16 protein-coding genes are annotated in these 25,087 nt (G+C 40.8%); 4 read left to right on the forward strand and 12 right to left on the reverse strand.

Translation table 11 applies throughout. The annotated features are described in order from the left end of the window. Positions 1–8: 8 nt before the first annotated feature. Positions 9–2,483 carry a chemotaxis protein CheA gene (locus tag BM161_RS10830; protein WP_074932623.1) on the reverse strand — a complete coding sequence of 825 codons (2,475 nt, stop codon included), beginning with the start codon at positions 2,481–2,483 and terminating at the stop codon, positions 9–11. Positions 2,484–2,654: 171 nt separating this feature from the next. Between BM161_RS10830 and BM161_RS10835 the strand changes: the two genes are divergently transcribed. Together BM161_RS10835 and BM161_RS10840 are read left to right on the forward strand one after the other, a co-directional pair. Further along, positions 2,655–3,866: a hypothetical protein gene (locus BM161_RS10835; protein WP_074932625.1), complete on the forward strand. Its 1,212-nt coding sequence runs from the start codon at positions 2,655–2,657 to the stop codon at positions 3,864–3,866. A gap of 40 nt (positions 3,867–3,906) precedes the next feature. Further along, complete coding sequence (locus BM161_RS10840; protein WP_074932627.1) at positions 3,907–5,250, forward strand: OFA family MFS transporter; 1,344 nt, start codon at positions 3,907–3,909, stop codon at positions 5,248–5,250. 73 nt (positions 5,251–5,323) lie between these two features. On the opposite strand, the gene BM161_RS10845 is transcribed toward BM161_RS10840, so the two are convergent. The 3 genes from BM161_RS10845 to BM161_RS10855 are packed head-to-tail and all read right to left on the reverse strand — an operon-like array spanning position 5,324 to position 11,640. Next, positions 5,324–8,758: an EAL domain-containing protein gene (locus BM161_RS10845; RefSeq protein WP_074932629.1), complete on the reverse strand. Its 3,435-nt coding sequence runs from the start codon at positions 8,756–8,758 to the stop codon at positions 5,324–5,326. 7 nt (positions 8,759–8,765) lie between these two features. Next, a complete protein-coding gene (locus BM161_RS10850) occupies positions 8,766–9,878 on the reverse strand; it encodes an FIST signal transduction protein (RefSeq protein WP_074932634.1) in 1,113 nt (370 codons plus the stop codon). Between the two features lie 13 nt (positions 9,879–9,891). Beyond that, positions 9,892–11,640, reverse strand: a complete 1,749-nt coding sequence (locus BM161_RS10855; RefSeq protein ID WP_074932637.1) for an ATP-binding response regulator — start codon at positions 11,638–11,640, stop codon at positions 9,892–9,894. 78 nt (positions 11,641–11,718) lie between these two features. Here BM161_RS10855 and BM161_RS10860 point away from each other — a divergent pair, with 78 nt between their 5' ends. Then, on the forward strand, positions 11,719–13,005 hold the full coding sequence (locus tag BM161_RS10860; protein ID WP_074932638.1) for a deoxyguanosinetriphosphate triphosphohydrolase family protein: 1,287 nt from the start codon (positions 11,719–11,721) through the stop codon (positions 13,003–13,005). Here BM161_RS10860 and BM161_RS10865 read toward each other — a convergent pair. From BM161_RS10865 to BM161_RS10900, 7 genes are all read right to left on the reverse strand, one after another. Next, entirely contained in the window at positions 12,995–14,929 is a 1,935-nt protein-coding gene (locus BM161_RS10865) for an EAL domain-containing protein (RefSeq protein WP_083425778.1), read from the reverse strand. The two genes, BM161_RS10860 and BM161_RS10865, sit on opposite strands and share 11 nt — an antisense overlap. Before the next feature lie 173 nt (positions 14,930–15,102). Continuing rightward, the gene (locus BM161_RS10870; RefSeq protein ID WP_074932641.1) at positions 15,103–15,372 is read right to left on the reverse strand and encodes an ACT domain-containing protein; all 270 of its coding nucleotides are present in this window, start codon (positions 15,370–15,372) and stop codon (positions 15,103–15,105) included. Positions 15,373–15,394: 22 nt separating this feature from the next. After that, on the reverse strand, positions 15,395–16,387 hold the full coding sequence (gene argF, locus BM161_RS10875; protein WP_074932645.1) for an ornithine carbamoyltransferase: 993 nt from the start codon (positions 16,385–16,387) through the stop codon (positions 15,395–15,397). 162 nt (positions 16,388–16,549) lie between these two features. Beyond that, positions 16,550–18,847, reverse strand: coding sequence for a toprim domain-containing protein (locus BM161_RS10880; protein ID WP_244882810.1), 2,298 nt, complete (start codon positions 18,845–18,847; stop codon positions 16,550–16,552). Between the two features lie 121 nt (positions 18,848–18,968). Then, on the reverse strand, positions 18,969–20,123 hold the full coding sequence (locus tag BM161_RS10890; protein WP_074932648.1) for a formylglycine-generating enzyme family protein: 1,155 nt from the start codon (positions 20,121–20,123) through the stop codon (positions 18,969–18,971). Between the two features lie 65 nt (positions 20,124–20,188). Next, a complete protein-coding gene (gene mnmL / locus BM161_RS10895) occupies positions 20,189–21,109 on the reverse strand; it encodes a tRNA modification radical SAM protein MnmL/YtqA (RefSeq protein WP_074932649.1) in 921 nt (306 codons plus the stop codon). Between the two features lie 9 nt (positions 21,110–21,118). Next, positions 21,119–21,940: a M28 family peptidase gene (locus tag BM161_RS10900; protein ID WP_074932651.1), complete on the reverse strand. Its 822-nt coding sequence runs from the start codon at positions 21,938–21,940 to the stop codon at positions 21,119–21,121. 645 nt (positions 21,941–22,585) lie between these two features. On the opposite strand from BM161_RS10900, the gene BM161_RS10905 reads away from it, so the two are divergent. Next, entirely contained in the window at positions 22,586–24,085 is a 1,500-nt protein-coding gene (locus BM161_RS10905; protein WP_074932653.1) for a glycine hydroxymethyltransferase, read from the forward strand. Here BM161_RS10905 and BM161_RS10910 read toward each other — a convergent pair. Then, the gene (locus BM161_RS10910) at positions 24,078–24,836 is read right to left on the reverse strand and encodes an EFR1 family ferrodoxin (protein ID WP_074932654.1); all 759 of its coding nucleotides are present in this window, start codon (positions 24,834–24,836) and stop codon (positions 24,078–24,080) included. The genes BM161_RS10905 and BM161_RS10910 overlap by 8 nt on opposite strands. Positions 24,837–25,087 lie beyond the last annotated feature (251 nt).

A 25,087-nucleotide genomic window follows, 5' to 3' on the forward strand; every position in this document is an offset into this window, starting at 1 on the left:
CACCTCTATTACTGAACATACTGAGCCTGTTCCTGTGCCTGAGCAAGAAGCTCCTGCTTAACACCAAGCTCAAGAAGCTGACCAACATCAATAATCAGCGAAACAGAACCATCACCAAGGATTGACGCACCGGCAATACCTGGCGAGTTTGTGAACTGGTCTTTCAGAGGTTTGATAACGACATCCTCTTCTCCGATAAGGGCATCGACCATAACACCGATCTTCTTTTCCTGTGTACCAACAATTACGATGTAGCATTCATCTGTCTGAACAGACTCTGTAATGCCGAACAGTCGTGAAAGACGAAGTACACTGATAACCTCGTTACGAACGTTCATAATTTCGTAATTATCAATATGGTTGATTTCTGAAATATTAATACACTGACTTTCAATTACGTTTGCGATAGGAATTGAGTAAACCTCGTGACCTACGCGTACCAAAAGTCCCTGAATAATTGCAAGTGTAAGTGGCAGTTTGATGATAAAGGAAGTTCCCTTACCCTTTGCAGAGTTGATGGAAATTGTTCCCTTAAGGTTGTTAATCATTGTCTTAACAACATCAAGACCAACCCCACGTCCAGAAATATTTGAAATCTTATCTGCAGTAGAGAAACCTGGCTGCATAATAAGGTTGAAAGCATCCTGCTCTGTAACAGCCTTGTCCGGATGGATAAGACCACGCTCTACAGCCTTCTTGCGAACCTTTTCTACATCAATTCCGGCACCATCATCTTTAACTTCGATTACAATCTGGTTACCTTCGTTTGAAGCTTTAAGAAGGATTGTACCTGTTTCTGGTTTTCCGGCAGCAATACGAGCTTCTGGAGTTTCAATACCATGGTCTACAGAGTTACGAACACAGTGCATGATTGGGTCGAGAAGATCTTCTACAACCGACTTATCAAGTTCTGTATCCTCACCTTCAATTACCAAGTCAATCTTTTTATTAAGATCTCTCTGGAGGTCGCGAACTACACGAGGGAAGCGGCTGAAAATCTGGTTGATAGGAACCATTCGGATTTTCATTACGCCTTCCTGAAGGTCGCCTGCAATTGTTCCAAGGTTCTGAGTATAAGAACGGAATTTACCCGAAATATTCTTTGCCTCTGATTCATATTCATCAAAGATATTGCTCAAAGAACCGTATTCTTTAAGAATATTCTTTCTGATATCTACAGAAGAAACTCCATCTTTAACCTGCTCCATGTAATCTGGAAGCTTGTCGAAAAGATTGTGAAGTCTTTCTTTGTATTCTGCTTCGATAGACTGGAAGTGAGAAAGCTCTGCAGCATTCTGCATTGCCAGCTGGTTGAATGAAGCTTTATTGATTACTGCTTCTGATACAAGGTTCAACAGGTTATCAATACGGCGTGAGTCAACACGGAGGATTGAGCCCTGCTGTGCATGAGCAGCATTTGTTTCTTTCTTAGGCTCAGGCTTCTTTTCTTCTTTCTTTGGTTCCGGCTTAAGAACATTGTCGTTCAAAATGTCGCCAAGGAGTTCAGACTGAGCAGCAGTCATATTTCCTGCAGGAACATCATCAGAAGGTGTAATTGGAGCCGAAGCAGCAGGCTTAGGTGCAGCAGCTGGTTTAGGAGCGGCAGCAGCAGCCTTAGCTACAGAAGGATCTGCAGCAGTTCCAGTAGTATAGTCTTCGAGAAGATGAGCATCTGTAATGAGAGTTACGTCGCTAAGGAAGGCACAGTCTTCAATTTCTGCCCCTTCAGCTTCTGTTGCAACATAATAGAATACATTCTCATAGAACTGATCTTCATAAAGAGCATCGAAATCAGGAACAGTCTTAAGTACGTTACCAACATTCTTAAGAGCAGCGAATACTTGGATTCCGCCTACTGTATTCATAGGATTGTTTTCATCGAACTTAACAGCAATACACCAGAGCTTCTGCTTGCCTTCGCATGTCTGTTTGAGTTCTGTAAAATCGTCTTCTGTAATATCTGGAAGTACGAGTGTTTCCGAAGAAGCAGCAGCGGCTGGCGCAGGTGCAGCGGCAGGAGCCGGAGCCGGTTTTGGCGCAGCCGGCTTTGCAGCAGCCTTTGGTTTTGCAGGCGCCTTTCCATCTTTAGAAGGAATAAGCCCCTGAAGCTTTTCGATAATTGGGTCAATATTCTCTTCGTATACACTGCCATTCTGGCGTGCTTCAAGCATTGCCTTAATTACGTCAATTGAGGTAAGCAGAAGATCTACAACGTCTTCATCTACTTTGATTCTGTCAGAACGAATCTCATCAAGCACATCTTCTACAGTATGTGTAAAGTGAGAAAGCTCCATCATTTCTACGGTTGCAGAACCGCCTTTTAAAGTATGTGCGGCACGGAATATCTCATCGATCGCTTCGTGATTAGAAGGATCATTTTCAATAACGAGAATATTACTCTCCAACTGTTCTACCTGCTGTTCTGCTTCTGCGAAGAAGTCCTTCAACAGTTCTTCGTTATTTGGGTCAAGATAATCACTCATATAGAACTATTATACCCCGAAAATCACATATTTCAAGTTAAAAATAATTTTGAATGATGAATTTTCTTTTTTGCAATTTTTACACTTTTCTTCTATTATTAAATGATTTGCAGCAGATTTTTCTAATGATGAACTTATTTTCTGCCGATAAAGAAACAGGAGTTTTATATTATGAATAGAAAGCACATTATTATACTGGCGGCAGTTATATCTTTCTCAACAGGACTATTCGCCGCAACCTCCTTCAGCGGATATGCGGGCGGCAAGCTCAATTATACTGCAAACCCGGAAGCAGAAGAATACGACCCGGACCTCAAACTTCAGGCATTCTTTGCCGGACAGTTTAACTTTACTCAGAACCTCTGGAGTCATCTTGAATTTTCTATTAATACAAACGACCTTTTAGCTCAGTCAATTTTCCACGAAACAGAATCTCTATTCCAGATTGATGAAATCTCATTGATTGCCAGAGCTAACATGTACAGCAATGCAAACTATTTCAGTGTCTTTATGGGAACTTATGATCCAATCGGTTCAGATATTTTCCTTCAGAGATATTTCAATATTAAACCTATAAACTCCAAAATTACAGAAAGCTACCTTGGCCTTGCAGGCTCTATCCTCTACCCTCACTTTGGTGTTGGTATTGCAGATGTTATTAAACTCTACAATCAGCCGATTGCTTTTGGTGGCTACGTATATTTGAATCATGAAGATGCTGATTACTATGTATTGAATACTGACCTTCGTTTTGCTACTAACCTTAGCTACCTCACCTGTGATTTGGCCGGTGGAGTTGGTGTTCCTCTTGCAGACAAATACAGAGGAGAAGATGTAATTATTGCCGTTGAAAAAGTTTACTGGCATGCCGGTACAACTATTCTTATTGGTAACAACTTTACAAACTCTCTCTTTATGCAGGGTGGTATTTACAACGCAAGCTTTAAGGCAAAACAGGACAGCTCTATTGTAAGTCCTGATGATATTTACATTCTTATTGAACCTAGAATCCTGTTTAAGAATTCACATTTCAATATGAGTCTTTATTCTCTGCCTGAGAAAACTGTAGCTGAACTTTTATTAGTAGAAGATACTCTTGGAGTTAATCTAAACCTTTATTCAGAGGCTTCTGTAACTTCTTCCAACTCAATTGTATTTGGTTCTCATCTTTCAATTTCTTTGATTGATAAAAACTTCAAAGACCTTGAAAACATTGCAGATTTTACAACAGATGATTACAACATTTCTTTGACTCCATATATTGAATCTCAGTTCCTTTCAGGACAGCTTCACGTTCAGGCAACAGTTCGTTTTATGGAACTGCTTCGCGAACGCACCGGAAAAGCTTTTTCGGTTGATATTGGCTATCGCACAAAATTCTGATAAAATAGTAAATCATTTTAATATTTAAGGTATAACAAATATGAAAAACATTCAGAACAAGTGGATCCGTGGTGCTATCCCGGCTCTTCTTCTCCATTGCAGTATCGGTACTGTATACTGCTGGTCAATTTTCAGCCAGGAAATTGCAGACTACATCGGCTTTTCAAAGGGCGCTGTAGAATGGGCTTTCAGCTTTGCAATCTTCTTCCTCGGTATGTCAGCTGCTTTCCTTGGCAGCCTTGTAGAAAAAAATATCCACAAGTCTTCTTTGATTGCTTCAATCACATTTGCACTTGGTATGGCTGGAACAGGTTTCTTTATCTGGTACGGCGGAAACAATCCTCACAGTGTACTTTCTCTTGTTGGTATTTACATCAGCTACGGCTTTATTATGGGTATTGGTCTTGGAACTGGATATCTTTCTCCAGTTAAGACTTTGATGCTCTGGTTCCAGGACAAGAAAGGTCTTGCAACTGGTCTTGCTGTAGCAGGTTTTGGTGCTGCTAAAGCTATTGCTTCTCCAATTATGACACGTATGCTTTCTGGTCTTAGTGGAAACAAAGTATTTGATGAGGCAGGTACCATCATTAAGCATGATGGTACCGGAGTTTATAAAATGTTCCTCATCCTTGCAGCAGTTTACTTTGTAATGATGTTTGTTGGTCACCTTATTCTTGCTAAACCTGAAGGCTGGGTTGAACCACAGAAAAAATCTAAGGAAGAAGGAATCATTGCAACTCTTAAGACAGAACCAATTGCTTCTTACATCGGTATCTGGCTTATGTTCTACATCAACATCACTTGTGGTCTTGCAATCATTTCTCAGGAAAAGATGATTGTTAAGTGTGTAGGTCTTGGAGCTTTCGCAGGAATTATTTCTACAATTTCTGCTCTCTTCAATGCCGGCGGACGTCTTGGTTTCTCTGCATGGGCAGACAAGCTTAAGGACCGCAACACAATCTATAAGTTGATTTTCACACTTTCAATTGTTTCAACTGTAATTGTTCTCTGCACAAAGGGTATTGCTAACGGTGCAGGAAATACACTCCTCATCATCTTCGTACTTGCTTTGATTTTCATTGTAAACGCAGGATATGGTGGAGGATTCTCTAACGTTCCTACCCTCCTTTCTGACCACTACGGGATGGGTAACATTTCTGCTATTCACGGAATTACACTTTCTGCATGGGCATTCGCAGGTCTTACAGGAAACCAGATGGCTTCTTACATTGTAAAGCACACAGGTGAGTTTATTGATGTACACGGAGTTCAGGCTAACCCGGCTGGTTACCAGAACGTACTCATCGTAACAACAATCCTTTATGCTGTTGCTATGTGTTTGAGCTGCTTCCTTGTTCGTCCGATGTCTAAGAAGAACGCATAGATAATATTATCCCTTCGACTCCGCTTAGGGATCTGTTAAATAAGAACACCAGCGATTAATCGCTGGTGTTTTTTTATATATCAAGAATGATATAGTTTGTAATTACCATAAACGATTTATCCGGCTGCTGAACTCCGGTAGCAATAATCCTTACCAATGCATAAGTTCCATCACTCTTTATAGCACGATAATCATAAGTAAACGCATTCTTAAACTTTCCAAGAAGTGCTTTAGCCATCTTAACCTTAAAGCCCAGAACATCATTTGGATGAATTACCGCAAGAGCTTCTTTTGACGTCCAGCCCAAAACCTCTTCTTCTGTAAAACCAGAAATTTCCAGGAAAGTTTTATTAACACGAAGCACATGAAGAGAAAGACCTGTAACAAGTCTCTTTAAATCAACATCAATATGCATAAGACACATACCGATCTGAGAATTCTCCATCATCATTCCAAGCTGGGTATTTGCAATTTCAAGCGTACTTTCAGTGAGCTTTTCATTGGTTATATCTTCGAGAAGCATATAGAAGGAATGCTTGTTCTCGTTAGCGCTGATTTCCCACATATGAATCTTTACCCAGACTGGAGTATTTGTTTCATACGTACGCATTTCAACATTGAAAATAACTTCCTGCTTATCTGAAATAGACTGTTCTATCTGTTTAAGCATATAACCGAAAGGTTCTTTTCCCACAAGCTTTTTAAGATTTTTGCGAACCTCTGCAAAAGAAAGAGAGTCCATTTCAAAAAGAGAAAGATATTTTCTGTTTGCGCGAATCAGCTGGAAAGATTTTGATTTATCATCAAATTCATAAATTGCAGCAGGGCCGGTAAAATCTTCAAACATAAGGCTTTCTGGAGAATCCGGAGAAAGGAAGCGGCGAACGTCAATCTGACCAAAGGTTCTTGGACGTAAAACAGATGTGCGCTCTTTGCTTTTTTTAAGTATTTCAACAAATTCTTCTTCCGGCATTGGCTTTGCATATAGGAAGCCCTGGAAAACATTTACACCAATACTTCGCAGGAAGTCTGCCTGTTCGGAAGTTTCAACTCCTTCGGCAACGGTAATATATTCAAGGCCCTGTGCCATGCGGACAACATAATTTAAGATTGTTCCGCCGCGGTTCAGGCTATCATCGCCGCGCATAAAGCCGATATCAAGTTTAAGGATATCAATTGGCATATCCTTAAGAGAGTTCAGTGAAGAATAACCGCTTCCAAAATCATCCATTGCGATTCTAAAACCAAGTTCACGGATCTTCTGAATGCGGCTGTTTAAAACTCCCTGAGTTGTAATAGACGCACTTTCGGTAATTTCAAAGTGAATGTATTTTTCAGGGATATTATATCTTTCTTTGAGGCGCTTAATAATATAATAAATCTTATCTGTCTCAAGGCTTACACGGGAAATGTTAACTGAAACTGGAACCGGATCAATTCCAATATCAAGCCAGGAACGAACTGCTGCAAAAACATTAGTCCAGATTTCTTCATCAAGAGTTCGGATAAAGCCGTTCTTTTCTGCAATTGGAATAAATACTGTAGGAGAAATGATTGTACCGTCTTCTTTTATCCAGCGGCAGAGAACCTCGGCACCAACCAGTTCTCCATTTGCGGCAGTATACTGAGGCTGGAACCAGATTTTAAATTCACCATCTTTGAGCGCCTGTTGCATAAGCGAAGTAATTTCTGCTTCAAGATGTGTATCTTCTACATTCTTTTCGGTAAAGGCAGTAAAGGTGTTTTGTACAGACGAAATATTGTTATCCATACAAAGAGAAGCCTGGTCCAGGGCAACGGTAAGTCCAATCTCTGCATTTGCAATTCTGATTCCAAAATGCATTGTGATTGGGAAAGACATGTGAACAGAACCGTTATCAAAAACCTTACATGACTGAAGCTTCTGCAGATTGTCTACCGAGTTCTCCATACAAACCGCAAAAGCACCGCCACCGAGTCTTGCAACGAGTCCCTGCTCTCCGGCAATCTGCCGCAGGGTTGCAGCAATCTGCTTGAGCGCATCATTACCAGCCGCAAAGCCGTACAGGTCATTAATAACCTTAAGCTTATTAACATCACCAACGGCAACAATAAAGGTCTTTTTAGGATTGTCTGCAAAAAGTTTATTTCCTGCCTGCAGGAAGGCAGCACGGCTCATTAAGCCTGTTTCAGCGTCTGTGTAATAACGCTTAATCAAAAGTTCCTGCATATACTGAATACAGTTTTCCTTACGGCTGTATCCATAAGCAATGGCACGAACCATATCCTTGCAGGAATTGTAACCACAAGAACCGCAGTTGATATTCTGCTTCTGAACAGTGTCCTTAAGCATATCGGTAAAGATTTCTTCAAGAGCACTCTTTGGAATCTTAAATTGCTGGCGAGAGCTGTCTGTATACTCACGCTTAAAGTCTTCCGGTCGTATATATTTAAACTGAGAAGAAACATGTTTCCAGAATTTCTCTGGATTATCAATTTCTGAAAAAGCTGCATAGGCATCTTTTCTGAGCTCTATGGCATTTGAATAAACGTCGCCGCTGTTGTAATTAGTGCGGTCAATTCCAGGACCGCCGCTACAGCCATTTTTGCAGGCTGTAATTTCGGCAAACAAAGGCTGATTTTCCTTGAACTTGTCATCAAGCGACATGTACAAAGAATCAATATTATCCTTAGAAAATCCCTGCAAAGAAAGAACAGTTTCTGTATGAGAAAAGAAATAAGAGATGATATTTGAAAACTGTCCGCCAATAGAAACAAGCGAACCAAAGCCACTACCCTTTAAGTCCGGCTCACAGCCCTCGGTAAATTTCTCATTCTGATATTCCTTAAGATGATCCATTACATGGGCAAAGGTAAGGTTATAGGAAATTACACCGTTTGTATTCTCACTTTCTGCTTCTGTCTTATTGGCAACACAGGCGCTAAGATAAGCAATCTTATTATCATCACCAAGATATTTATGAGCATAAATTGCACCGCAGACTGGAGAAGGCTGAACAGGAATCATCTTTTTAAGAAGGAAAGGATGATATTTCTGAACAACCGCAATCATAGCAGGACAGGCATTACTGATAAATGCACGCTGGTCTACCGGAAGATTTTTTGCTTCTTTAAGATATTTTACAGTCAGGTATGCACAAAGCTCTCGGCCATAGGCACCATCATAGATTTTTTCAACACCAAGCTTTCTGAGGCAGCCTACAATGCAAGGTGCTTTTTTTCCGTAAATGGCGTAGAAGGTTGGATCAAGAATTACAGAAATCTTTTGACCTTTTTTAAGATCTGCAAAAAAGGCATCGGCATCGTCACGGAAGTCTCGTGCATGATGTACACAGATATTGATACAACGTCCACAGTCATTACATTTTCGTGAGTCAATTTCCATATGGGCTTTTCCATTTTTAATAATGGAAACGTTAGCACCCATAAGAGAACAGTTACTTATACATCTGTTACAGCCGATACATTTATCATTTGTAAAAATTATGCCGCTATTATATCCGCCCATGTATGCCTCACTCAAAAACCAGCAGTATCATTGTCTGATTTAAATGTACGAAATTTAACTGTTCGCCATATCCAGAAACGCCAATAAAAGTTCCATAATTTCGAAGAACGTTTACAAACTCACCAAAGCAGTTTTCGTTTTCAAAAAGTCTGGAACGGGAAAGACAGTTTATAGAAATTGTAAAAGCTGGCTCCTTAAAATCATTTTTTACACGCTCAACAGTTTCTTTCCATACACGTTTGATATTGTCTGTTTCGAGCAGGAGCATTTTTGTATGATTATAAATAGTTGCGTAATAAGAAATTGAACCGTCTGCATAAACCTCATCTGCTTCGGTGATGTTTATTGTGCCGTCTACAATGCGGCCCATTGGATGTGATTCGAGTTCTTTAGGAAGCCGGTCTACAGGAACGTTCAATGCACGCGCAAGAATCTCTGCGGCAGGCTCTTCGTTATATTCCATAACAACACGGTCTTCGCAGTCTGCGTAGGTAGCAGTAAATCTATATGAAGTTGGCTTAAAGATATTTTCTCTGTATAAGCCGATTTTACCTTTTAGATTATGAATCAAAACAAAGGCACAGGTATTTTTATAGATTGCACCATTGAGGGCAACAAAGGTTTCTTTGCGGTCTGTAGCAACTCCGGCAGAGCCGCCAGCAACTGTAATTCCGGTTCCGGCAAGCGCTTCTTCAAAGGTATCGAGCACGAGCTCTTCGCCCTTGCCGAACGCGGTCATAAATTCAAGACAACAGGTGTTTTCATAAGAGGAAAGCCCGCTCAGTGCATTAGTAATATGAGCCTTGTACATTCCGGGATGTCGGTCAATATCAAAAAGGAGGCCGGAAGTAACTTCAATATCAGAATTAACCGCAAGTACAGAAGCTCCACAGTGGCTGTAGCCTTCAGAATTATAATTTACATAAGTTGAGGAACCAATAACAACAGAGTCTGGATATCGCGACTGCAGCTTTTGTGAGAAAAACCACAGCATATCAACTTCAGAAAAGAAGATGATGAGTTTTGGAGAAGCTTTGTGTGAGTCTAGCTGAATCTGGATTTCTGAATAAGCTTCTTCATTTACTGAACTGGATGTTAATGCAACTACACTTCTTTCCACAAAGCACCTCCTTTTATGAACGTTTATTTTCACGGAAGAAAAGCATGAGAACCTTAAGGAGTGACGGCATATCTACAGGTTTTACAAGATATGCGTTTATTCCACAGTTGAAGGCACGTGTCTTTTCTTCCGGCAAAGCATCGGCTGTAAGGGCTACAATCGGAATTCCAGAAACCTTTGGCTCCTGGAAACTTCTGATAATTTTGGCTGTTTCAAAACCATCCATAACAGGCATCTGAAGATCAAGGATAACAAGCTCATAAGTACCAGGTTCACTGTCGCGAAGTTTTTCAATGGCAAACGAACCATCAATTGCTTCATCAACTATAAAGCCTTCTTCGCGCATAGCTTCAACAAGAATTTCGCGGTTAAGCTGATTATCATCAACAACAAGAACGCGGCGGCCTTTGAAATCGTAAATAACGATATCCTGTTCTTCTTCGATTTCTGTAAGCTGAGGAATAGAAAGCGGAATTGTTGCTGTAAACTCCGAACCTTTACCAAGTTCACTTACAACTTCAATTGTTCCACCCATAATTTCTGTAAGAGATTTTGCGATTGTAAGACCAAGTCCTGTACCTTCTGCAGAAACAAGAGAAGTCTTATCGCGGGCAAACGGCTCAAAAACGTGCTCAATGAATTCTGGTGTCATACCACAGCCTTCATCGCGCACATGGAACTCATTTACAATTCTACTCTCATCATCAGAAGAAAGCTGAATAACAGCAATTGTAATTGTTCCGCCCTCATAAGAATATTTAACGGCATTACTAACAAGATTCAAAAGAATCTGATTCAAACGGATTCTATCACAAGAAAGAACGTCTTCATCGAGCATGCTGTAATCTAATTCAATCTTAAGTTTTTTCTTTTCTACTTCGTGCTGCATCATCTGGCAGACTTCATCAATAATTTCATGAATGCTGCACATTTCATCTTCAACAACAGATTTACCGCTGTCGATTTTTGAAATGTCAAGAACCTCATTAATAAGATTCATAAGATGATCTGAAGCAAGCGTAATTTTCTGAAGGCTGTCTAAAAGCTTTTCCGGATTATTAATATTTTTTTTTGCAAGTTCTGTAAAACCGATAATCGAATCCATTGGAGTTCGAATATCGTGAGAAACGTTTGAAATAAAGTCCTGTTTCTGTTTGATAGCAGAGTTTGCCTCGCGTACCGACTTAATAATTGCCTTCTGCTGTTTCTGATAGATATGTGTCTGATAAGCAAAAATAGAAGCGATAATAACAACAACTGCAATCATTGTCATAACCATATCAAAATACACCATTTTAATGCTTGGCATTTTCATGATGATTTCTGGATGGTAATACGAATAGATAACAAGTGCTATAAATTCGCTGATACTTATAATAAAAACAACTATGCTGGATTTTCCCTTAATCAAAAGGAATGGAAATACAAAACCTAAAAGACACCATAAGGGCATACCGCCTTCAATGCCGCCTGAAGCAATATAAAGACTCGGCAGGATAAAATTATCAAATATGATTGAAAAGACTATGATTGCAAGCTGAGACCGTTTAAGACTGTTGGCTATCCAGAAAATCAGAATAAAAAGGCCAAGACAGGTAAACGAAAGAATCTGTGTAAAGCTGTTCTGATGAAGTACAATAGACATCAGACAAGCAAAAGATACACCAAGCATTCCCACAAGAATAATGATGTTGAGGAGTCTGTGCTGGATGTCAAATTGCTCTCCGAAAAGCCTTCTGATGATTCTATTGTTTTTCAGCATATCATTTAATTATATCACTAGTATAATAGATTTTCAAAATGTATTTTTAGATATATAATTACTATATAAGGTGGAAAAATGCAGAATTCTTTTTATGATGTTCGAATAAGCCCGGAAAATCCTAAGTGGGAACAGGCAAACAAACGTGAAATTCCAATTTATGGCCGCAACAATGAAATAAGAACCGATTTTGAAAGAGATTATACCCGTATTTTGCACTCTCAGGCATACCGCCGCCTTAAGCATAAAACACAGGTCTTTTTTGCTCCACATAACGACCATATCTGTACACGAATGGAGCATGTAATGCACGTTGCCTCTGTTGCGACTACCATTGCAAAATATCTTGGATTAAACGAACACCTGGCAGAAGCAATTGCCATGGGGCACGATATTGGCCACGCACCTTTTGGGCATCACGGCGAAGACTGTCTGAACAAATTACTCGAACAGAAAGAAGGTCACAACGCACCTAAAAAATTCTGGCATGAAAGAAACAGTCTTTTCTTTGCAGATTTTATTGAGACTCTGCCAGACCCGAACGGTTTTGAACAACCGCTGAATCTTACCTACGCTGTACGCGACGGGCTTATCTGCCACTGTGGAGAAATTGACCAGCAGGCTATTAAGCCTCGTGAAGAAGCAATTGATTTGTATTCAATTAAACGCCCGGGCTTTATTCAGCCGTACACCTGGGAAGGCTGTGTCGTAAAAGTTGCTGATAAGATTGCGTACCTTGGTAGAGATATCGAGGATGCCCGCGCGTACCATATTTTGGACATGTCGGCGTATAGGGAACTCCGCGAAATTGTGGGAAGCACGCTCGGTTTTGAGAGAAAGGGAGCGCGGGCATTACGGAGCGGCAAAGCCGTAAACACGACAACGCTTATTAATGATCTGATTGTTGATCTTTGCGAACAGAGCAGCCCGGAAAAAGGACTGTGCTTTTCTGATGAATACTTCCGCTTTATTCTGGAACTCAAAAAATTTAACTTTGCGAGAATCTACAAACACTGGAGACTTGGCGAGTTTGCAATCTATGCTGAGAACATTATTGGAACTCTTTTCCGTACCCTGCAGAAAACAAAGATTTATGCAGAGACTGGCCGTGTAAGTCAGGCACTGCGCTTTTACCCAAAACTCTGTGCAACCTTTGAAGACTGGCTCATAAAATACACAACCTACAAACCATTTATTGCAGAGCGTCATACTTTTGTAGACCGCAAGCAGATTCTCAAATACAACACACAGCCGGTATTCGATCTGCACGACAACGAGTCTTATACAAAATGTGTAATTGAATTTATTTCAGGAATGACAGACCAGTTTGCAATCCAGGTCTATGAGGAAATAATTACATTTTAATTTGCTGTGTCGAGCGACGAAGCAATTCAACGCACTCATGTGGTGGCAGCGGACGGCTATACAAGAAGCCCTGGATGTAATCTACCCCTGCCCGTTCAACAAGATAATTCTGATTATTAGTTTCAACACCTTCTACAAGAATCTTAAAGCCTACTCCCTTGAATGTACTTACAAGATCAAAGAAAAGGCTTACCCCTTTCTGCCCTTCTTCCATTGCAAGCACGAGAGAACGGTCCATTTTTATAGTAGAAAATGGAAGCGAAATTACATTTGTAAGATTTGAATAACCAGTACCAAAGTCATCAAGATAGAATTTAACGCCAGCATTGGCAAGTTCAAGCATATGCTTCATAACCAGTTCGTAGTTATCAATAAAAATACTTTCTGTAATTTCCATTACAATGTTTGAAGGAGAAAGAGAGAAGCGTTCAATCGTTGAAAGAACATTTTCTACAACCTTAGGATTCATCATCTGATATACAGAAAAGTTTATCGAAACTGCTTTTACAGTGTCTCGGTTATCAGAAATAAATTTACATACTTTTTCAAAGGCAACAAAGCCAAGCATTTCTATAAGACCACGACTTTCTGCAACCTGAACAAATTCCTGTGGTGGAATATCACCAAGTTCTGTTCCACGCAAACGCGAAAGAGCTTCCATATATTCAAACTGTTTTCCTTCAATCGAATAGATTGGCTGAAACCAGACCTGAAACTGATCAGATTCCAGAGTAAGCTCTCTTTTGAGGATTCGGTAAATACAGCGTTTTCGTTCGCGGTCTGCAAAAACTGATTCATCACAAACCTGAAGTGCTTTTAATTGTGATGTCTTAGCGCGAACAAGCATGTTGTTAATCAAATCCATCATTGCATCATAATCATTATCATCCTTAGAAACTTCTATTGCGGCTGAATAAGATTCAATGCGGATAGGAATAATTGAATTTATATCTGAAGAAAGCTTTTTAATATCTTCAAGAACCAGGTCAGTTTTGAGCTGAACTTCCTGAACGCTCTTTCCAATTGCTGCAAGACGGTTCAGCGAAAGTATGTAAGCATTACGAGGAAAATGAGTCATCATAATCTGTCCGAGCTGAAGATACATCTGATTCAACTCAGCAACATCAAGACTCGACTGAATCACATTAATATTATCAATGTTGATTACATAAAGTACGCCAGCATGCCTGTGTGTTGCAATTCTTTTTCGAAGCCTTGTCTCTGTCATAAGACCAGTCTTCAAATTGATTTCCATCATGTAAGACTGAATAGTAAGATATGCAAACAAGAGTGATGTGAATGAAGCGACTCCTGTAAGTATAACCTTTGGAAACAAAAACTGAATTGCAACAAAGTACAATGAAATAAAAGGATACAAGGCAAATACAATAAAGATGCGACGTGCAATCTTCTTAAACTGAACTATGACTGTAGAAAGAATTATTAATCCGTATCCAGCTGAATATAAATAGGTTAAATTTTTCAGCGGCCCACGTACATATCCAATCACATCATCATAATAAAAAATCCAACCGGTCTTCCAATTCAAAAGAACTATCAATAAAAAGGCAGTTTGAAAAGTTCCTATAATTGAACAGAAAATCTTTTTTGCCTTTGGACTTTGAATTGCAATATCACAGACATAAGTTGTCATAAAGAACGGACATATAAGCAAAGAAAAAAAGTAAAGTGTAGTAACGAGCGTTAATGCAAAATGCGAATGTTCTGTAAAATGCGTAATGTTATAAACGGAAATCATGTTGAACATTGACGCAAAGAATGTAGAAAGCGCAGCATACAAAAAGAATCTTTGACTCCTGTCATAGAGCACGTAAGAGAGAATTGTATTAACACAAATGAGAAACGAGCCCCAGCAGGTGATGAGTTCGCCAATCACATAGTAGTCTGATAATCCGAATTCCATTTATTTAATTTTAACACAGAAATTTACTATGCGCAAAATAAATATATACAACCCGTTATTTCTTTTCTATGATCTTTTTATACGCGGTGCATAGCTGGTGGCGGTTGAAAACCTTATCGTTCAATTAAATAATTTCGTACCGCCACCTGGAGTTTTGCAAGCAAAACTCCCTTTTAAACACGATGCATTGCAGAAAAGACTTTTTCGTTCATGATGTTGATTTCTACGCCCATGTCTTCGGCGAGGGTGTTCATATTTGAACGGAGGACTTCAATGTCGATGTCGGCAGCAGAAAGGTCTACCATCATCATCATTACAAAGTTACCTGAAAGAATTGTCTGTGTGATGTCGGCAATGTTGATTTTATGCTCAGAAAGGAACTGAGAAACCTTTGCGATGATTCCGACTTTATCTGATCCTACTACAGTTATAATTGCGTTCATTGTGTTCTCCTTTATCTCCAGGCTAAAAGTTATTGCCAAGAGTTGCAGCGATTACTGCCTTGATTGTATGCATACGGTTTTCAGCTTCATCAAAAACTACCGACTGTTTGCTTTCGAAAACTTCGTCTGTAACTTCCATGGCGGTGAGGCCAAACTTTTCTCCAATTTCTTTTCCAATCTTTGTATTCAAATCATGGAAGGATGGAAGGTCATGCATGAAGATTGCAGTTGGCTTTGCCTTCTTCATAACTTCTGCATTTACCTGATATGGTTTAAGGTCGCTAATGCGCTCTGCCCAGATTTCATCAGGCTCACCCATGCTTACCCAAACATCAGTATAAATAATATCTGCATCTTTTGCTGCCTTATCTACATCACTTTCGAGAGTGATTGAACCGCCGCTTTCTTTATTCCACTTTGCACACTCTTCTACAAGTGCCTTGTTAGGGAAATATTTTTCCGGTGCACAGAGAGTAAGATTAAGTCCAAGCTTTGAACAGGTAATACAAAGTGAGTTACCAATGTTATAGCGTGCGTCTCCAAAATATACAAGTTTGAGTCCCTGAAGTTTTCCAAAATGCTCACGGATTGTAAGCATATCAGCGAGCATCTGTGTTGGGTGATATTCGTTTGTAAGTCCGTTCCATACAACTACACCGGAATATTTAGCGAGGTCTTCTACAAGTGTCTGTTCAAAACCACGATATTCAATTCCGTCGAACATTCGGCCAAGTACGCGGGCTGTATCAGCAATGCTTTCCTTCTTTCCAATCTGACTGCCTTCTGCAAGATATGTTGTGCAGATTCCAAGGTCATGTGCAGCAACTTCAAAGGCACAGCGGGTACGAGTACTTGTCTTTTCGAAAATGAGGGCGATGTTTTTTCCGCGGTGAATATCCACAGGAATGCCCTTCTTTTTCTTTTCCTTCAAATCTGCGGCAAGGTCAAGAAGTCCGGTAATTTCTGCCGGTGAGAAATCTTTTAATGTAAGAAAATTGCGTCCTTTTAAATCCATAAGACACCTCACTAAACGATTATGAAAGCATTATTATAACATAAAGCGTTTAATTAAACTAGAGTGAAGTTCTGAAGTAATAATAAAAAAAACGTCATCCTGAACTTGTTTCAGGATCTGATTAATAGATGCCGAAACAAGTTCGGCATGACGGGGTATTACTTATGCATCGATTTCTTTAGCCAAATTGTGGACAATGAACTCGCGGCGTTCCGGAGTGTTGTTGCCCATGTAGAACTTGAGAACCTGAGGAACATTCTTGAGTGTCTGGATTGTAACCTGAGTAAGGTGCATTCCCTTGTCTTCACTCTCGCCTTCTTTACGAGGAAAAATGAACTGACCAAACTCGCTAGGGTTGATTTCTCCAAGTCCCTTGAATCGTGTTACCTCAGCAGATTTTCCCATCTTGGCAACTTCTTTATCGCGGCTTTCTTCACTGTAGCAGTAAACAGTTTTTGTCTTATTGCGCACACGGAAAAGCGGAGTTTCAAGAATATAAACGTGACCTGTCAGAACCAGCTCTTCAAAGAAAAGCAGGAGATAAGTCATTACAAGATTTCTGATATGGAAACCATCGTTATCGGCATCGGTTGCGATGATGATTTTGTCGTAGCGAAGTCCTTCGATATCTTTCTGAACACCAAGACTGAAGGTAAGGTTTTTCAATTCCTCGTTTTCGAACAGCGCAGACTTTTTGCGGCCGTACATATTTTCCGGCTTACCACGCAGAGAGAAAATTGCCTGGTAAGAAACGTCGCGGCTTCCTACCATAGAACCAGTCGCAGAATCTCCCTCGGTAATGAAAATCATAGAGTTAGCGCCCTTCTCTCCATCCTGAAGATGGTAGCGGCAGTCCTTAAGTTTTTTGATTTTGAGCATTACAGATTTTTCTGCTTCACGAATCTGCTTTTCAGTTACGCTGTTGATTTCGTTGCGAGCCTTCTGATTTTTGATAATCTTATCTTCGAGCGCGCCGGCAACATCAGGATTATGACGGAGCCAGTCATCAATTGCAGTCTGAACTTCTTTGATGATTGGAGCACGGATTTCTACGTTACCAAGTTTGTTCTTTGTCTGAGATGTAAACATTGGATTATCAAGACCAATTTTGAGTGCACAGATAAGTCCACCGCATACATCTTTTTCATCATACTCTTTTTTGAAGAACGAGTTTACACCTTTTGTAACACCGTCGAGGAAGGAAGTAACATGTGTACCACCATCTTCTGTACTCTGACCGTTTACAAATGAGTAAACAAATTTATCAAGACTGTTTGTATGAGTAATTACAAATTCAAGATTCTCGCCCTTATAGCTGAAGATTTTATAAAGGGCTTTTCCGTCCATTTCATGTTCAAGAAGATCCTGAATACCATTCTGACTGATGTATTCCTGACCATTACATTTGAGAAGGAGTCCCGGATTAAGATATGCATAATTCCAGAGTCTCTTTTCTACATACTCCATGTTGAAGTTGTATTTTCCGAAAAGTTCTGTATCAGGTTCAAACTCAAGATAAGTTCCGTTTGGAACTCCAGGCTTTGCAGCACCGGTTTTTCCGCTGAGTTTTTCACCTTTTGCAAATTCTACTACGGCCATTTTTCCATCGCGGATTGATGCTGCACGGAAGTAAGAAGAAAGAGCATTGGTTGCTTTGATTCCGACACCGTTCATACCGATGGCCTGTTTGAATACGTTGTTGTTATATTTAGCACCTGTGTTTACATTGCTTACACAGTCTTCAAGTTTTCCAAGAGGAATACCGCGTCCGTAGTCACGAATCTTTACGCGGCCGTCTTTAATTTCAATATCGATTTTTTTACCAAAGCCCTGAGAGAACTCGTCGACAGAGTTATCAATTCCTTCCTTAAGAAGAATATAGATACCGTCATTTTCGTTAGCACCGTCTCCAAGAGAACCAATGTACATACCAGGTCTGAGGCGGATATGCTCAAGACCTTCGAGGTGCTGGATTGAGTCTTCATCGTATACTGCTGGTGAAGCAGGAGCTTTTGATGATTTTGATGCTGCAGCTTTTGGCTTTGCGGAAGCTGTTTTAGCTGGTGCGGCAGTTGCAGACTTTGTTGTAGCAGCTGACTTTGCTGGTGCTGCAGTTGTTGTCTTAGCGGCAGTTGTCGTTTTGGATGGAGTTTTCTTTGCAGCAGCTTTTACTGGAGCGGCAGAGGCTTTTGCAGCTGTTGCCTTTACGGCAGTTGTTTTTGCAGCAGCAGTCTTGGCAGCGGCAGTTTTAGACGCAGTAGCCTTAGCCGGAGCTTTAGCTGCGGCTGTCTTAGTTGCTGCGGGTTTTGCGGCTGGCTTTGCGGCTGTTTTTGCAGGAGCCTTTGCAGTAGTTTTAGCAGTTGTTGATTTTTTTTCAGTTGATGATTTTTTAGCTGCAGCTTCTTCTGCAGCCTGCATAGCGGCAATACGTGCCGACAGACCTGTCTTTTTTTCTGACATTTTGATCCCACCCAAAAATGTTATTAATAAATTTTATTATGAGATTTTAGTAAAGTCAAGAGGTTTAGGTGGTTTCGACAAGCTCAACCACCGTATTCTTGGCTCAACCACCGTAAGCAACTTACTGAATGGATCTAACTAAACGAAAACCGTCCCATGTAGCTCCAGCTCCATTGCCAACTTGATTTTTAATCTGCCCCCAGACGGTACAACCGGATGCAGTACTATAAAATCCTCCTCCCCTAGAGACATACTTAGAACCTGTTAAAGGTCCTGTAGGATTTATTACATTCTCTGCTGGAATATTTTCTATATAAAAATCATACACCCATTCAGTTACATTACCAGACATATCATAAAATCCAAGCGAATTTGGATTTTTTTTACCGACTTCATGAGTTCCCCAGCCCTTTTTTCCTTCTGCAAATACATACTTAGTTGTTGTTCCATTTAAAATATTTGCATTATACCAGCCTACATCATCTAATGCAGAATCTATATTCGAAGTATAATACTTACCATCAAAAAAAGAATCAGACATATTTTTTCCGCTGTAGCTATAATTCCATTCCGGCTTTGACTGATCTCCACCTCTTGCAGCAAATTCCCACTCTGCCTGTGTTGGCAATCGATAACCATCTGCATTAGGAACAAGAGAAACATCTGCATCCATAATAATAATCTTGCCACCCTCTCCCCACCAGCGAATAGATTTAATTTTTATTTTGTATGCCTTTTTTAATCCTGTTTTTTCGCTTAAGACATTACAAAAATATACAGCCATTGGCCATCCAATTCCATCTGCAGGTCGATATTGTTGGATTTCCCCATCTGCTAATGGATATTTTTCTCCCTTACAATAAAAAGGGATCTCTTGTAGTTTATATGTTTGATTTTCAAAAGTTATATACTGATCTCTCATGACAGCAGAATATAGTTCTTGTGTTACTTCATACTTACCCATTACAAAAGGACTTAAGGTTACTGTGCGACCGTCTATAAAAACTCCTTTATCACCTGAATTTGGATATTGTTTACCTATAACTACAGCGCCTTCTGGACCTGTTACAAATATTTCTTCTGTTTTGTCATATGTTTTTCCCTCTACTTCTATTTTCTTTACGGCAATATCACCTGCTTTATAAGCATTATCATGAATATATATTTTAAGAGGCGCTTTTGGTAAAGAACTTTTTTTGACTGTGTTTCCAGAAACACAAGAACAAAAAAGCTGTAAAAAAGAAATCATAATCAAAACACTGTTTATTTTTTTCATTTTATTTATTCCTCTGTATTTTATTTAATTCTTCGTTTATTTATAAACATTTTATTCAAAAAAATTCAACTTTGCAACAAAAGCCCCCTGAGTGCATTAATGATTCGTTTTTTGTCTGTTGTCCAGGCAGGAGCTATGAGAAGAGATTTCGGAGGGTCGCCGGTGAGACGGTGGACTATGCAGTTTGGTGGGAGGAGAGGAAGGGCTTTCTGCAGGAGTGAAAAATAGGCTTCTTTTGTGAGGGGTTGATATTTACCGGCTTCGTACATTGCTGCGAGAGGTGTGTCTTTAAGAATGTAAAGGCTGGTAATTTTGATGCCGAACGAAGATTGTCGGGTCAAGCCCGACAATGACACGGAAACCACGAAGCGAACGGAGTTCAGAATGTCTTCTTCGGTTTCACTGGGGAGGCCGAAAATTAAGTGCGTTACAATGTGTATTTTTGGAGCCGCTTCGTGAATGCGTGCCACCGCATCAATATAATCTTCATTGGTGTAGCAGCGGTTGATGAAGCGGCCGGTCTGCTCGTTGCTAGTTTGAAGACCGAGTTCTATCTGAACAAAATGATTTTTTGAGATGTCAGCAAGGCCTGAAAGAATCTGGGAGTTCAAACAATCCGGGCGGGTGGCAACGGCAAGTCCGGCTACATCTTTGCAGGAAAGGGCTTCGTGATATTTTCCGAGCAGTTGCTGCGGGTCGCCGTAAGTCGAAGTAAAATTCTGAAAGTATGCAATGTACTTTCCGCGCCGCTCGCCGGTGCGGCCGCGGATTTTTGATAAAACGAGCTCTTTTGCGTTTTCGACTTGTTGTGTAATTGGCAGGGAACGGCCAGCTGCAAAATCTCCGCTTCCATTTTGGGAACAGAAAATACAACCGCCCACCCCCTTTGTTCCGTCGCGGTTCGGACAGGTGCAGCCGGCATCCAGAGAAATCTTATAGGTTTTGCAGTCAAAAACAGACTGGTAGAAATCTGAAAGCTTCTGCACCCGCTTCTCCTATGCCAGAATTTTCATGGCGGCAAGATTGTTCAGAATATTATAGAAGATTTCAAAACTTTGCGGAGTGAGAGACGCAAGGTTGTCCTGAGGTGTGTGAAGCAGCTGCCAGGTCTGTGGCTGAAGCCCCTGTGTTGCAGCAGTTACTTCTGCTGAGGGCAGCATGGTAATTGCGACGGCGGGTATACCATTGGCGATAAAGCTTGCGTTGTCTGAGTAGCTTACAGGCAGGCTGAACCAGCGGCCATTTGCCGAGGCGTGCAGAAGATTTGCGGCGCGCTGTTCAAGTGCGGAGAATTCCTTTACGAACTTACCTGGCGTTTTGTGCGGCAGGATTGTCTGTGCAAGAATCGGAACGTCGCCGCGCCCCATGCAGTCGAATACATAGATGTCATCGTTTGTAATGCCGAGGCGGCGGAACACCTGGGCCAAAGGGAATGCGCCCTGTTCTACGACGCCGCCCGCCGCGCCGAGTTCTTCGCCGTCGGTGAAAATTAGGCGGATGTTGTGAAAGTATTGACCTCCGGTGGTTGAGCCTGTCGAAACCACCGACTTTGCCCACTCCATCAAGCAGAAAACGGCTGCGGAGTTATCATTCGCCCCCGGGCTCCCCGGAAATCTGTCATAATGCGCAATCACGGTTTTTATGCGGAACATCGGGTTATAATGATTCTGCGGGAACTTTACGTATATATGATTTTTTCCTTCCATCTGCATTATTGGTGCTTCAAGCCCCGCCTTCTCCAGATAATTCTGAATAAAAGCCGCCCGGTCACAGTCTGGAGCGATAAAGTCTTTAAATGCAGATGGAATTGTGTACATAATATTATTATAGAAGAAAAGAACTGTTTTCGTCAAAAGATTAACTTATGTTATTCTGATTTTGCATTTGTCGACCTACTAATTTCACTACTATGTTGCTTTTGTAGGTCATAAACACCGATAAATCTATGATTTATTTCTTTTATGACCTACTAAAACACTTAATTTGCAATTTTTGTAGGTCGTAATGACTTTCAATAACCATTATTTCTTAAATTCTGACCTACAAAAAAGTCACTTTTGAAGTTTTTGTAGGTCAGAAACACTGTAGTTTCTGCATTTGTAACCTACAAAACAGCTATTTACACCAATTTTGTAGGTTGAAAATACCGATTTTCTTCTTTTGCAACCTACAAAGAATGCAATTTCACTATTTTTGTAGGTCGCAAAGCTTTTTAAGCAGGGTAATTCTGTACGGGTAATTTGTCCATTCATTCTATTATGCCGGGGGGGGCGTTGCGGGGGATGCCCCCCGCTGGGTGGGTAGCGCGAGACACCGCAGGCCGGCGCAGCCGGCCGAGGAGGCTTGCGCGCAGGGAGAGGCTCCTCCCTCTTAACTTCCAATTCCTTTCTACCTATTCCCAAACCCCTTTATTTTCGCTAAAATACTTCAATATAATTAAAATCACAATTGCGAGGAAAAATATGCCAACACCATTGGAAAATTATCTTGCTGCCACAAACGGTAAGCCAAATGCCGCTATGACAGCTTATGTTGCAAATCTTCAGCAGGTTGCTGCGGTAGGTCCAGATATCGCCGCAAGTATTGTAAACGAGCTTGAAAATCAGAGAAGCCACCTTAAACTGGTTGCCAGCGAAAACTATTGTTCGCTCAACGTTCAGGCTGCTATGGGAAATCTTCTTACTGATAAATATGCTGAAGGATATCCTGAGCACCGCTACTATGGTGGCTGTGTAAATATCGACGCTGTTGAAAACACTGCTGCCCGCGAAGCTGAGGCTCTTTTTGGTGCTGACTATGCTTACGTTCAGCCTCACTCTGGTGCAGATACTAACCTCGTTGCTTACTGGGCAATCCTTTCTGCAAAAGTTGAAACACCTACTCTTGAAGAACTCGGTGTAAAATCTTTGAACGACCTTACAGACGAGCAGTTCGATGCTCTCCGCAAGAAGTTCGGAAATCAGAAGCTTATGGGTCTGGACTACTCTTGTGGTGGTCACCTTACTCACGGATATAAAATGAACGTTTCTGCCCGCATGTTTGAGTCACATCCATACGGAGTTGATAAGGAAACTGGTCTCCTCGATTACGACGCAATTGAAAAACAGGCTATGGAAGTAAAACCTCTCATTCTTTTGACAGGTTTCTCTGCTTATCCTCGCAAGATCAACTTCAAGCGCTTCCGCGAAATTGCAGACAAGTGTGGAGCAGTATTAATGGTAGATATGGCTCACTTCGCAGGTCTCGTTGCCGGAAAAGTATTCACTGGCGACTACGATCCAGTAAAATGGGCAGACATCGTAACAACTACAACTCATAAAACTTTGCGCGGACCTCGTGGTGCTATGATTCTTTGTAAGAAAGAATTTGCAGACTACGTAAACAAGGGATGTCCAATGGTACTCGGTGGACCTCTCGGACATGTTATGGCTGCAAAGGCAATCGCTTTCAAAGAGGCTCGCACTCCAGCTTACCAGGCTTGGGCTCAGCAGGTTGTAAAGAATGCACAGGCTCTTGCAGAAGGCTGTAAGTCACACAACATTCCACTCCAGACTGGCGGAACAGACAACCACCTTATGCTCTGTGATGTAACTGTTTACGGTCTTACTGGAAAACAGGCAGAAGCTGCCCTCTTTAAGTGCGGTGTAACTGCTAACGCTAACGCTCTTCCATACGACAAGAACGGTGCCTGGTGGACATCTGGTATCCGTATCGGTACACCTGGTCTCACAACTCTTGGTATGAATGAAGCTGATATGAAAGAAGTTGCTGATATCATCGACTTCGTTCTTAAGAACACAAAGCCTGGCGTAACAAAAGAAGGAAAGCCAGCTAAGGGTAAGATTGAGATTTCTGACGATACAGTTGCTGCAGCTCGTGAGCGCGTAAACAAGCTCCTCGGCGCACACGTTCTCTACCCAGAGCTCGACCTTGAGTTCCTTAAGAAAGAATTTGTTAAATAAACTTCTTAAATAGATATCTTTCTTTACCCACTGTAATAGTGCCGTATTCTATACTGTCTTTCGGGCAGTTACAGATGCAGGCCATGCAGTGGGTACATTTTTTTCCCCATTCGGGTTTGTTTTCTACTATATTAATATTGTTTAACGGGCACACTTTAGCGCATTTTCCACAACCCAGACATGAATCTTTTACATAAAAGGCTTTTGTTGTAAGTTTCAGTTTAATCCAGACAGGAACAAAAGGTACAATAATCAGAGTTTCAAAAAGGAAGACGTGGCGTGATTTTAATTTTCCGCCTTCTTTAATAATTGCTGCAGTCTGTTCTATCAGCTTTTTTGCCCCTTCTATTTTTGCACGGATTGTCGGAGTATCCTGCATCGGGTACATATCACTGGCAATGTAATTTCTTGGCATTATGATATCTGCACTGCCCTTGTAGATCAAACCTTTTTTACGACACAAGGAATGGGCAAGCACACTGGCACAACCGCTGTAGCCTCCACTTGTAAAGACAAAATAAACTTCGCGGGCCCCTGTAAGTTTTACACGTTTCAAAAAACGGCTCATAAAATATGGCATCTCGCAGACATAAATTGGAGCGCAGATTACAAAGGGCTTTTCAGAATGAATTTCTGAATAATCTGAAGTTCGGATTTTCTGAAGAAGATTTAGACTTTCATCACCAACAATTTTTGCAATTTCTTTTGCAGCATATTCTGTATTACCAGTAGCAGAAAAATAAAGTACCATATATTTATAATCGCATACGATTTTATTGTTGTCAATCTAATAAAAAAATTTAGTTTGACAACTGCAAAATCCACCCATACACTAGATATACAATGACGGCAAGGAGGCATGATAAAAAGGTAAACGAACAAGCGGTAATGTGATACGCTGAAGTGATTCAGCGGAACCCAGGCATCTGTTCGTCATATATGCTAAGGACTAAGATCCTTGTCAAGGAGAATGAAGAGCTTTTGCCGCATCATACTATAGTC

Source organism: Treponema bryantii, from assembly GCF_900113965.1.
GTDB lineage: Bacteria > Spirochaetota > Spirochaetia > Treponematales > Treponemataceae > Treponema_D > Treponema_D bryantii_A.